At 68.4% G+C, this 11,862-nt stretch carries 10 protein-coding genes; 1 reads left to right on the forward strand and 9 read right to left on the reverse strand.

Annotated elements, in window-relative coordinates; genetic code table 11:
- A partial coding sequence (gene argE / locus ACLFQI_RS07015; RefSeq protein WP_410758196.1) for an acetylornithine deacetylase occupies positions 1-1,188 on the reverse strand: 1,188 nt, incomplete at its 3' end.
- A gap of 231 nt (positions 1,189-1,419) precedes the next feature.
- Between argE and ACLFQI_RS07020 the strand changes: the two genes are divergently transcribed.
- Positions 1,420-3,075 carry an RsmB/NOP family class I SAM-dependent RNA methyltransferase gene (locus ACLFQI_RS07020; protein ID WP_410758197.1) on the forward strand — a complete coding sequence of 552 codons (1,656 nt, stop codon included), beginning with the start codon at positions 1,420-1,422 and terminating at the stop codon, positions 3,073-3,075.
- A 69-nt stretch (positions 3,076-3,144) separates the two neighbouring features.
- Here the strand turns inward: ACLFQI_RS07020 and ACLFQI_RS07025 are convergent, their stop codons facing one another.
- The 8 genes from ACLFQI_RS07025 to ACLFQI_RS07060 all read right to left on the reverse strand — a co-directional run.
- Positions 3,145-5,262: a TonB-dependent hemoglobin/transferrin/lactoferrin family receptor gene (locus ACLFQI_RS07025; protein ID WP_410758198.1), complete on the reverse strand. Its 2,118-nt coding sequence runs from the start codon at positions 5,260-5,262 to the stop codon at positions 3,145-3,147.
- 194 nt (positions 5,263-5,456) lie between these two features.
- Positions 5,457-6,845 (reverse strand): heme anaerobic degradation radical SAM methyltransferase ChuW/HutW, encoded by a 1,389-nt coding sequence (gene hutW / locus ACLFQI_RS07030; RefSeq protein ID WP_410758199.1) that lies wholly within the window; start codon positions 6,843-6,845, stop codon positions 5,457-5,459.
- A gap of 42 nt (positions 6,846-6,887) precedes the next feature.
- Positions 6,888-7,769 carry a heme ABC transporter ATP-binding protein gene (locus tag ACLFQI_RS07035; RefSeq protein WP_410758200.1) on the reverse strand — a complete coding sequence of 294 codons (882 nt, stop codon included), beginning with the start codon at positions 7,767-7,769 and terminating at the stop codon, positions 6,888-6,890.
- Complete coding sequence (locus ACLFQI_RS07040; RefSeq protein ID WP_410758201.1) at positions 7,766-8,854, reverse strand: FecCD family ABC transporter permease; 1,089 nt, start codon at positions 8,852-8,854, stop codon at positions 7,766-7,768. The genes ACLFQI_RS07035 and ACLFQI_RS07040 overlap by 4 nt, the downstream gene beginning before the upstream one ends.
- 14 nt (positions 8,855-8,868) lie before the next feature.
- On the reverse strand, positions 8,869-9,777 hold the full coding sequence (locus ACLFQI_RS07045; RefSeq protein ID WP_410758202.1) for a hemin ABC transporter substrate-binding protein: 909 nt from the start codon (positions 9,775-9,777) through the stop codon (positions 8,869-8,871).
- A gap of 23 nt (positions 9,778-9,800) precedes the next feature.
- Positions 9,801-10,943 (reverse strand): hemin-degrading factor, encoded by a 1,143-nt coding sequence (locus ACLFQI_RS07050; RefSeq protein ID WP_410758204.1) that lies wholly within the window; start codon positions 10,941-10,943, stop codon positions 9,801-9,803.
- Positions 10,940-11,257, reverse strand: coding sequence for an antibiotic biosynthesis monooxygenase family protein (locus ACLFQI_RS07055; protein WP_410758205.1), 318 nt, complete (start codon positions 11,255-11,257; stop codon positions 10,940-10,942). The genes ACLFQI_RS07050 and ACLFQI_RS07055 overlap by 4 nt, the downstream gene beginning before the upstream one ends.
- A 294-nt stretch (positions 11,258-11,551) precedes the next feature.
- Positions 11,552-11,862 (reverse strand): peptidoglycan-binding domain-containing protein (locus ACLFQI_RS07060; RefSeq protein ID WP_410758207.1); only part of this gene is annotated, 311 nt, incomplete at its 5' end.

Raw genomic sequence — 11,862 nt, forward strand, 5'->3', positions numbered from 1 at the left:
GACGCAAAAGCGCTGAATGAGCTGGCGCAGATAGCCGAGCATCGGCGGGATACGGTCTAACGCCAGGTATTCATTCGGCTGATGGGCCTGCTCGATAGCGCCGGGGCCGAAGACGATGGTCTCCATGCCGAGGGCGTTCAGGAACGGCGCCTCGGTGCCGAAACTGACGCTCTCGGCGCGCTGGCCGGTCAGCGCCTCGGCGGCCTGGACGATGGCGGCCCCAGCCGCCGTCTCGGCCGGCGGGATGCTCGGGAACAGCGGCGCGAGTTCGAGTTCGAGCCCGCGCCGCTCGGCGATCGGCGCCACCCGCTCGCGCAGTTCGGCGCGCAATTGCTCGGGCTGCTGCTGCGGGAGCGGGCGGATGTCGATGTGCAGCTCGCAATGACCGCAGATACGGTTGAAGTTGTCGCCGCCGTGGATGTGACCGAGGTTCATGGTCGGATAGTCGATCGCAAAGGCCGGGTCGCGATGCGTGGCCTTGAGCGCGTCCCGCCAGGCGAGCAGCGCGGTCAGCACCTCGTGCATGCCTTCCAGGGCGTTGTTGCCCAGATTCGGGTCGCTGGCGTGGCCACTGCGGCCGGTGAGCCGGATCGCCTCGGCCATCACGCCCTTGTGCGCGCGCACCGGGCGCAGGCTGGTCGGCTCGCCGATGACCGCATGACGACCGAGCGCGCGGCCGGACTCGACCAAGGCCCGCGCGCCGTGCATGGCCGATTCCTCATCGGCGGTCGCGAGCAGGATCAGCGGTCGTTGCAGATCGGCCGGCTTGAAACCACGGGCGGCCTCGATGGCCAACCCTAGGAAGGATTTCATGTCCGCAGTGCCGATGCCGTACAGGCGGCCCTCGGCTTCGGTCAGGCGCAGCGGATCGGAGTGCCACAGGTGCGCGTCGAAGGGGACCGTATCGGCGTGGCCCGAGAGCACCAATCCGCTGAGCGGCACCTGATCCATGCCAGGCTGCGCTTGGCCACCGAGCGTGGCGACCAGATTCGCCTTCTCGGGCTGGCCGGGAAGCGGCAGGATCTCGACGCGAAAGCCCGCGTCCTCGAGCCAGCCGGCCAGCAGATCGAGCACGGGCCGGTTGCTTTGGTCGAGGGCGGGATCGACGCTGCTGACCGAGGGCGCCGCGATCAGCGCCTCGAGCATTTGCCGAAGCGGTGGGGCGGTGGAGGCTGAGCGTTGCGACATGCGGGTTGCCAATGGCTCCTGAGCGACTGGATGGTCGATCCATCCCGATACCGGTAAGATGGGGCGCATCGCCCCGTCACTGCAAGCCTGCCCGTCCCTGTCGTCACCCCGCTCCACGCACGGCCAGCCGGTCTTCGGTAACGCCAGTCCCTGAAAGCCAGCCCTGGTCCATGGGCGCGCTTGAGTCATCAGCTGCTAGGTTCGAACCATGCTATGGAGACGTCGATCAGGATGAATCCTCCGTCGACCGCGAGAACCGATCTCGAGGCCGCGCTCGGCCGCTATCGCTGCCTGTTCGATCAGCAGGTCGATGATTGGGATGGGTTCATCGAGACCCTGCTGCGGCCGCCGCCGACGTGGATCTGGGCCAACCCGCTACGGATCGACGGTTCGCGGCTGCGCGCGCTGATCGCGGCGGAAGGCATCGGCGCCGAGCCGGTGCCTTGGCTACAGCCCTGGTGGTCGTCGGTGGCGCGGCGCCTTGCTGGGATCGGCTTCGAGGCGGCGCCCGAACCGGCTGCGGCAAGTCCGATCGCGCTGCGACTGCCGGCGGGCTTCAAGGCCGGCCAGCGCTGGTGGTACTGCGCGGGCCTGGCGCATGCGCAGGAGGCGGTCTCGCAACTGCCGGTAATGCTGTTGGACGTGGCACCGGGTCAACGCGTGCTCGACCTCTGCGCGGCGCCCGGCGGCAAGACCGCGCAGCTGGCGTTGGCGCTCGGCAATCGCGGCACCTTGCTCGCGAACGACTTTGCCGTCGAGCGCATCGCCGCGCTGCAGGGCAACCTGGATCGACTCGGGGTGCTGAATTGCAGTACCACGCGCTGCGATGGCGGCAATTATCCGGCCGCGGCCGGTGCCTTCGACCGCATTTTGGTCGACGCTCCCTGTTCCAGCGAGGGCACGCTGCGGCGCAATCCGAGCCTGGTGCAGCCTGGTGGTCGCGGGGAGACGGGCGCTGGCGAGGGGGCTGGCGAGTGCGTTGGTATCCGCGCTGGAAGCATTGATCGCAGGCGGGTCGATCGCGCGCGCGCATACGCTGGGATTGGCCCCGAACGCTCGCGGCGCATGGCCGGGCGCCAACGCGCGCTGCTGCGCAAGGCGGTGCAGCTGTGCCGGCCCGGGGGGCGCATCGTCTATTCGACCTGCACCTTCGCGCCGGAAGAGAACGAACTGATCGTCGCCGACATCCTCGATGAACACAACGGCCATCTGGAGTTGTTGCCATGCGAGGTGCCGGGCCTGGTCACGGGCGCTGGCGTGACGCGCTGGCAAGGGCGCCAGCTCGACCCGAGTCTCGCGCGCTGCCTGCGCCTCTGGCCCCAGGCGAACGATACCGGCGGTTTTTTCATCGCCGTGCTGGAAAAGTCGACTCAGGCCTCAGGCGTGGATGATCGCGCGCCCGTCCAACCTCGTCATCGGCACGGGTTCCAACTCGAGGCCGACGATGACGGCTGGCTGCGCCAGCTATGCGACCATTACGGACTGCCGGCTTCAGCCTGGTCCAACCGCCGCTTCCATCGCCAGACCCGCCGGGGCCTGCACCTGGTGGCCGCGGATCATTGCCCGCCCGCGTCGCCATCGCCGCAGGGCAGCGGTCTGTTCGCCTATCGCACCAACATCCGCCCGCCCAAGCTCACCACCGGCGCGGCATTGTTGCTGGGCGCGGCCGCGACCCGTCAGATCCTCGAGCTGAGCGGCGAGCAGCGGGATCGCTATCTCCGCCGCGAGCCGATGCGCCCGGACCCCGAGCAGATCGCCGACTGTCGCCCTGGTCAGATCCTGGTGCGCCATCGTGGCTGCACGCTCGGGGTCGCGGTGCTGCATCGCTCTGGCGCGCTTGAGAGCCTGTTCCCGAGCCGCTGGAGTGGCTGCACGGCGGGGGCCTGACAGCCGCCGAGGTGGAGCGATGAGCGACCTTACGCCTGCTTGCCGGCTGTCAGTGGGCGCGCTGTCGATTTAGAAGCGATAGCTCAGCGTCGCCTTGAGATTGCGTCCAGGTCCCTGCAGCACCGAGCCATAGGGGGTGTAGTCCTCATCGAGGAGGTTATCGATACCGACATCGAGGCTCAGACCGGCCAGTGGTCGATCGGGCCGCCAGGTGAGCCAGAGATCGTAGAGTTGATGGCTCGACGCCGGCTCGACCCCCTCCGGCACGCGGTTCTGGGCGGCAATGAAACGGCCTTGAGCGCCGGTCTCCAGGCTCTGAGCCGGGAAGCGCAAGCCAAGGCGGGCAATCCATTCATCCGGCTGCACGCTCGCTAGAGGGTCGCCGGTGGTGTCGTTGTCACCCCGCGTTTGCGCGTAGGCGAGTCCCGCGAACCAACGAGGCGCGTCGTAAATCGCCTCGATCTCGACCCCCTCAAGGCGGGCATCGGTGACGTTCTCCTGCGTCGTGACACCCCCAGGGCCGGGGTTGCCGGGCATCGGCCGCGGTGTGAAGATGACCGCACGATCGATGAAGTCCTCGACGTCGTTGCGGAACAACGCCGCCCGCAAGCCGGCGCGGTCACCGTCCGTGAGCAGATCCCGCTGACTCAAGCGCAGGCCGATCTCCTGATTGCGTGCCTTCTCGGGCTTCAGGTCCGGGTTGGGGACGAATCGATTCTGACAGCCCGGCCCGCAGCTGAAATGCACCCCGGAGACGAACAGCTCGGAGAGACTCGGCGCGCGGAAGGCTTCGTTGTAGCTGGCCTGGAACGACAGCCAATCGGTGACCCGCAGATGGGCGCCGATCTTCGCCGACCAGGCGCTGTCCTCATTGGTCTCGTTGCTTGCCTGGTCCAACTTGGCGGTGTATTGATCGAAGCGGATGCCGGGGATCAGCGTGAGACGCTCGCCGATCAGGATCTCGTTTTGCAGGTACGCGCTGATGATCTGCTGGCTGCCGTCCGGGGCGCTCGGGCGAGGGATGCCATTGCGCTCGGCGGTGGCGGTGTCCTTGTAGTACTCGAGCCCATAGCTGATGAGCTGATCGAATGCGCCGCCGCCAAGACGCATGGTATTGCGCAGATCCAGCCCGATCGTCGTCAGTTCGGTGTCATCGTGGCGAGCGTCCTGTTTGCGCGCCTCGTCGATCCGCGTCTGGGTGCGATACAAGCGCAGCGCTGGGTTGAAGGAGGGCGTGTCCGGATCATCGCGCCAGTAGCGGAAGTTGAGGGTGTCCTGGCGCGTGGTGCGATCGACCAGCGTCTCCGGCGTGGCCTCGATCTGGGCGTTGGACGGCACCTCGCCCTCCTCGTCAAACCCCAGATAACTGGCGCTGAACCAATTGATGTCGTCGCCACTCCAGGTGCCCTTGGCCAGCCCGGAGGTCCGCTCGAAGCCGGAGTGTCGCAGATCCTCGCCATCGCCAAGACGGGTGTCGCTGGCCTCGCGACGGTTCAGATCGACCAGCAGCTCGAGCTGGTCGTTGACGCGCCCATAGGCCGAGAGCCCGCCCATCCATTGGTCGTTCGCGTCTTGATAGCCGGTGCGCACGCGCCCGCCGAGCGTCTGCCCCGGCGCGAGGAGATCGGAGGCATCGACTGTCTCCAGGGCGATGACACCGCCGATGGCGCCGCTGCCCCACAGCGCCGAGGCCGGCCCGCGAATGACCTCGACTTGGCGTAACAGATCAGGCTCGACGAAGAACCGTGCGCTGTGGCCGGCGCTGAAGTTCTGTCGCGCGCCATCGAGCAGGAACAGGATGCGGCTGTCCGACACCCCACGGATGGTCACGCGTTGACCGATGCCACGCGGACCACCGCCAACAGAGACATTGGGAACATCCTCGAGCAGCCGGCCGAGGGTTTGTGGCTGCCGGGCCTCGATCTGGTCCCGGTCGATGATGCTGACCGACTCCGGCACCTGGTCGAGTGGCTGGCTGGTCTTGGTCGCCGTGATGATCACTGGACTGAGCCGCACCTCGTCGGGGTTGGCGAGGGCGGGCGCGGCGACGAGCGTCAGCGGCAGGCCGCAGAGGGTGAGCGCCAGAGCCAGCGGGGAAACCTGACCCCAGCGTGATCGCGGCCCCGCCTTGGCGAGCGATTGCGCAACCGGCGCGGTGGCAAAATGAGGCAGGCTTGAGCAAGACATGTGACATTTCTCCGCAATGGATTGAGTCCACACGGCTTGCTGTCGCCGATGTTCCGGGGTCGCTCCCGGGGGCGCTCCCAGGGTCTCTCCCGGAGGCGCTCCCAGAGGCGCTCCCAGCGTCGCTGAGGGCGGCGGATGGCTTGCGGTGCATTTACAGTGTAGGAAGGCGTTCATCAACGCCGAACAGATGCGGCTCAGGCATCGCTTGAGGTCTCCATCAGGCATTGATCGAGCCATTCGAGCAGGTTCTGCGTCAGCGGCACCTGCCAGAAGCGACCGGCGAGGGTCAGCTCCAGCCAGCGGCCATCGCGCATCACCAAGCCGGCGTGCTGCCACTGGGTGAACAACGGGTCGGTCAGGGGCGCTAGCTCGCGATTCGCGTGCGCTTGCAGATCCGCCGCCAGACCGACTAGATCCAGATGTCCGCGCTCAAGCTCGCCCTTGATCCGATTGAACAGCCGCGCATGCGGCGAATGCCGCATCAGCCCCGCGACCACCGGCTCGCCCTCGGCGAGCCGGCGCTGGTAGTCCTCGATATCCGCGGTGTTGCGAAACGCGTAGGCCTGGCCGCCGACCTGCAGCGAGCCGCCAGCGCCGGCACCGATGCCTAGGCAATCGGCACCGGCCTTGACCAGCAGGTTGTAGAGGTTGCGCTCGCGGGTGCCTTGACGCCAATGGCTGCTGGAGAGCGGCTCCCAACGCGCCGCGTCCAGCAGCTCGGCACCCTGTTGATAGAACGCGCCGAGCTGCTCGGGCGCGGCCGGCGTGAGCGTGCCGTTGGCGATGGCGCTGGCAAGCGGGGTATCGCGCATCTGTTTCAGCGCATAGAGATCGGCCCCATCGAGCCCGAGCCCGATCAGCGTATGGAGATCATCGGCCCAGATCGCCGCGTCTTGCCCCGGCAGACCGAAGATCAGGTCGATGACGATGGCGCCCTGATCAAGCTCCATCAGCGCCTCCAAGGCGCTCAGCAGCTCGGCGCGGCTCGCCTTGCGGCCAAGGCGCTGGCGGAGCCGCTCGTCGAAGGTCTGCACGCCGAGCGAGAGACGATTGGCGCCGGCGGCGAAGGCCGCGCGGGCCTTGTCGAGGCCGAAGCCGTGCACGCGACCCTCGATGGTGATCTCGCAATCGGCGGCGAGCGGGAGCTGTTCGCGCACCGCCGCGATCGCCCGTGCCAGGTCGGCGGCGGAGAGCAGGGTCGGCGTGCCACCGCCGAAGTAGACCGCGCGGATGGCGGCCGCGGACAGGTCGGGGCGATCGCGCTCACGCTGCAACTGGGTGATCAGCGCATCGACATAGGCGCTGCCGGCTTCCTCGCGCCAGGCATGCTGGTAGAAACCGCAGAACAGGCAATGATTGGCGCAGTAGGGCACATGCACATAGGCCACTGCGGGATGACCGAGCGGGGTCTCGGCGAGCTGCCGCCAGCGCGCTGGGACCTCGCTCGCGGCGACCGGGGTCAGGCCGACGAAGGGATGCACTGGTCGTTGCCCGCTGAAGGCGTGCGCGAGCGGAGCGCTGGATTCTTGCGCGAAGAAGGCCTCAAGCGGGCGCCGGGTGGCGACGGGTCGATTCGGGGTCATGGGAGAACACTGCGATCGCAAGTCATGCCATCAGAAGAACGCCTACGCGGGACAGGCGGATTGCGCCGCCGGCGCTGGGCGGCGCGGCGCCGATGACCGCTCGACACGCGGCACGATCAGCGGGCAGCCGAGCGCTGGATGCGCCAGGATCTGCACCGGCAGCCCGAACGCCTCGTCGATGAGGTCCGGCTCGAGCACGGCTTCCGGGGCGCCGACCGCAAGCAGCCGGCCGGCCTTGAGGATCGCGACGCGGTCGGCGTACTGGGCGGCGAGGTTCAGATCGTGCAGGACCACCAGCACCCCGAGATCCTGCCGGGCCCAGCGTCGCGCCAGGGCGAGGGTCGCGTGCTGATGGGCGATATCCAGGCTGGCGGTCGGCTCGTCCAGCAGCAGGAAGCGCGGCTCGCGCTCGGGAAGCGGATCCCAGATCTGCACCAGCACGCGCGCCAGGTGGACGCGCTGACGCTCGCCACCGGACAGCGTCGTGTAGCGGCGCTCGGCGAGGTGCGCGATCTCGACCTCGCCCAGGGCGCGCGCGGCGCGATGGACATCCTCGCTGCTCGCGCCGCCGAACGGGATGCGCCCCATCAGCACCACCTCCAAGGCGGTGAACGGAAAGTCGAGCGGGCTGTGCTGCGGCAGCACGGCGCGACGCTTGGCCAGCTCGCGCGCCGGCCAGGCGCTCAGGGGCTGGCCGTTGAGCTGCACCTGGCCGCGCTCCGGCCTCAGCTCTGCGCTCAGCGTGCGCAGCAGGGTCGACTTGCCGGCGCCGTTGGCGCCGAGCACCGCGAGCACCTCGCCGGGGGCCAAGCGCAGGCTCAGGTCGTCGAGCAGGGCACGGCCATCGCGGCGGATGCAAAGTCCCACGGCCTCCAGGGTTTGATGGGAGCCAGGATCAAGGGACGGTCGCACACCCATCTTCATGTCGTTCTCCGCTGCCAGCGCAGCAGCAGGGCCAGAAAGAAGGGCCCGCCGAGCAACGCGGTGAGGATGCCGATCGGCAGCTCGGCCGGGGTCACCAGGGTGCGCGCCAAGAGATCGGCGAGCAGCAACAGGCTGCCGCCGAGCAGCGCGGCGCCTGGCAGCAGCAGGCGATGATCCGGCCCCAGCGCCAGGCGCAGCAGATGCGGCACCACCAGTCCGACGAAGCCGATGATGCCGCTCACCGCAACCGCCGCGCCGACCGCGAGCGCCGCCAAGGCGACGATCAGCGGCTGCATGCGCGCCACCGCGATCCCCAGGTGCCCGGCCTCGGCCTCGCCCAATAGCAGCGCGTTCAGCGTGCGCGCGAGCAGCGGCAGCGCCAACAGCGGCACCGCGATCAGCAGCGCGGCGCTGCCGACCGCAGGCCAGGTCGCGCCGCCGAGACTGCCCATGCTCCAGAAGGTCAGGGTACGCAGCTGTTGGTCATCGGCCAGATAGGTCAACAGCCCGGTGCCGGCGCCGGCGAGGGCATTGATGGCGATGCCTGCGAGCAGCAGGGTGGTCACCGAGGTGCGGCCATCCCGACTGGCCAGCCGATACACCAGCAAGGTGGTCACCAGGCCCCCGATGAAGGCGGCGATGGGCACACTGAAGGGGCCGAGCGCCTGGGTCAGGAAGGCCAGCCCCTGCCCGCCGAGCACGATCACCGAGACCGCCGCCAGGGCGGCGCCGGCGGAGACGCCGATCAGGCTCGGATCGGCCAAGGGGTTGCGGAACAGCCCCTGCATGGCGGCGCCCGCGACCGCGAGGCCGGCACCGACCAGCAGGCCGAGCAGGGTGCGCGGTAGCCGAATCGACAGGATCACCGTCTCGTGTTGAGGCGCGACCTCGGCGACCGGCAGACCGGCCCGTGCGCCGAGCGTGCGCAGCACATCGGCGATCGGGATCGCGACCGGCCCGATGGCGATCGAGAGCAGGGCCACCGACAGCAGCAAGGCCAGCAGCCCCGCAAGCGTCAGGCGCTCGAGCTGCTGGCGCTGCAGCAAGGGATGACTGGCGGGCAGGCTGAGCACGCGGACGTTCATCGCGCGACCGTTGCTCAGGGCTCGCCGGCGGTGAGACCGGAGCGCTCGTAGGTCTCTTCGTCGATGATGCCGAGTTCGCAGGCGAGCTGCGCGGCGGCCACCGCCAAGCGCGGACCAAAGGCGAGCAGCAGCGGACCGTCCATCGCCAGCACGCGCTCGGCCTGGCCGGCGGGGGTGGCCTGGAGCGCGCTGCGCTTCAGCACCGCCTCGCGACCGCCGAGCTGCTCCAGATTGCGCTGGGTGACCAGGATCGCCTCCGGCGCGGCGGCGAGCGCGGCCTCGGCGCTGAGCGGCTTGTAGCCGGAGAAGGCGTCATGCAGCACGTTCTCGCCGCCGGCGAGGCGGATGACGGCATCGGCGGCCGTGTCGCGGCCGGCGGCCATGTCGTTGCCGGAGCCGATGTGCAGCAGGAAGAGCACCCGCGGCCGCTGGCCGCTGTGCTCGGTGGCGGCCTCCAATTGGACGAGTTCGTCGTCGAGCTGGGCGCTGAGCGCGGCCCCTGCCGCGCGGCGATCGAGCACCTCGGCGACCGCGGCGATCGTCTCGTGCAGTCCGGCGACGCTCGGCGTCTTGGGGATGCGGTGGGTGCTGACCCCGGCGCGCGCGATCTGCTCCAGCACCTCCGGCGGGCCGGCGTCATCGGTCATCAGCAGCCGATCCGGTTGCAGGCTGAGGATACCTTCCGCCGACAGGGCGCGCTTGTAGCCGACCTTGGCGACGTCCTCGGTGGCGGCTGGATAGAGGCTGGTGGTGTCGACGCCGACCAGCTGCGCCTCGCCACCGAGCGCGTAGACGATCTCGGTGACGGCGCCGTCGACCGAGATCAGCCGCGCGGGTCGGTCGGTCGGATCGCCGGTGTCGGCCAGCAGCGGGCAAGCGCACAACAGCAGTCCGATGCACGCGCGTTTGAGCAGCAAAGACATTCGTGAACGCGGACCCTGCGGTTTCATCGCAACCACCCCGGAGCGGTGATCTCGTCGAGCAGCGCGCGCCACTGCGGCGACTCGGATTCCGCGCCCTTGCGCTTGCCGAAGCACTGCAACAGCAGCTCGCCGGCGTCGTCATAGCACTCGAGGCTGGTGACCACGCCCTGATCGGTCGGTTTGCGCACCAGCCAGCTCTCGGCGACGCCGTCCATCCAAAGATGCAGATTGAAATCCGGGTCGAGGATGTTGTACCAGGGGCCGACGGTTTTCAGCCGCTGGATCGGGCCGGTATGGATCTGGATGCAGCCTGGGCTGCCGACGAACAGCATCACCGGCATGGCGTGCTCGCGCACGCGCTCGAATAAGGTTCGATAGCAAGTCGGCGCGACCCGGCGCGCGAGATCGCTGCCGACCAGGCGCAAGGCCTGGCGACGTTCGACCTGGAAGCGCCGTAGCAGCCCAAAGAAGTCGTGGGTGTTGCGCATCGCCTCCCAGGCGGTTCGCAGGGCCTCGATGTCGATCTCGTGGTCGGGCCTCTGCGGCGTTGGTGGCGGCGCTGGTGCGACCTGCAATGCCGGTGCCTGTGGCCAGCAGTGACGCGCGATCAGTGCCTCCCAGGCGCTGGCGTCGGTCGCCTTGACCCGATAGATCTTATGCACCGCGGTGCCGCGGCCATCGAAGAATTGCAGACTCTCGCGCGTCCCCGAGTCCGTCGGCTCGCGCAGGGCGAATCCGCTCTGCCAGTGACGCAGGAACAGGCGCAGATCGATCGCCTCGCCGACCACCTGGCCCATGCCATGCTCGGGATAGATCGAGACCTCCTCGACCGGGCCGGTCTTCTCGATCACCACCGCATGATTGCGGGTCAGCGCCATCACCGGGCCAACCGCGCGCAGATCGGCGATGAGCGCGCCCCAGTCCTCGCTCAGGCGCCGGCTCTGTGGATGGCAGGCCAATAGCTCGGCCTCGCTGACGCCGAGCTGCTCGGCGGCCTCGCGCGCGCGCAGTCCCGGCTGCGTTGGCTTCAGGGCCTGCCAGCGGTGCCAGAGCGCCTCGGGGTCTGGCGTCGTGTGTGTTGGTGACGAGATCGAGGGGTCCGCCGCCACCCCCGGTATGGGTTGCGACTTGGTCGTGCTCGCAGCCGTGCTCGCTTCCAGGCTCATGACAGGGCCTCCTCGAGCACCACCTCGAAGCCCTCGAACACCGGATGCCCGGCATAGGTGCCTTGCGGTGCCTTGGCCTGGGTATGCGCTTGGCGAAAGGCCTCGGACTCGCGCCAGGCATCGAAATCGGCGCGCGAGGCCCACTGGGTGTAGGAGGCGTAGAGGCGAGTCTCGCCGTCATCCGCGCCCTTGAGCAGGCGAAAGCCACGGAAGCCGGGCATGCTGTCGAGCTGGGATTCGCGCGCGCGCCACATCGCCTCGAAGGCCTCTTCGAAGCCGTGGTTGATGCGAAATCGGTTCATCGCAATGAACATGAAGTGTCGCCTCTTGCTATGACCAAGTCGTTTGCAACGGTTTGGGTTGGCGGTTTCCAGGAGCGGGTTGCCCCTAGGAAGCAACAAAAAAGGAGCGGCCATCCGTGCGGATGGCCGTCCCAACACAGAGATATCGAGCGAACGGCTGTCGCGACAGGAAGATCGTGCAAGGCCGTCCAAGCACGACACATCCGCCCGTGATCTCCACCGAGGTTCGAGGTTGCTGTGTGCGCCATCCTCGAGGAGTAGGATAGCGGGATCGTAACGCAAACGCAAATCGTTCTTGAATCTATCTCACCGGATGTCGAGCTGCTGCGCCAGCTCGGCATTCAGGCTTCCGGTGACAGGCAGGCCGCGATCACGCTGAAAGTCCTTGATTGCCGCTGTCGTGCGCGGGCCGAGCAACCCGTCTATTGGACCGGGATCGAATCCCTGCGCGCGCAGGGCGGTTTGCAGCGCCTTGACGGTTTGCGGCGTCGCTGTCAACGCTTGCGGCGCTGAGGTTGCTGCTGCGCTCGTTGCCGCGCTGCGGTCGTCGTCCAGGGCGCTGGCGTTGATCCAGAGCACGGCATCCTGCGACAGCTCCTTGCCCTCGTGCTCCTTGT

Origin of the sequence: Halochromatium sp. (assembly GCF_046541315.1) — a bacterium.
Classification (GTDB): Bacteria; Pseudomonadota; Gammaproteobacteria; order Chromatiales; family Chromatiaceae; genus Lamprobacter.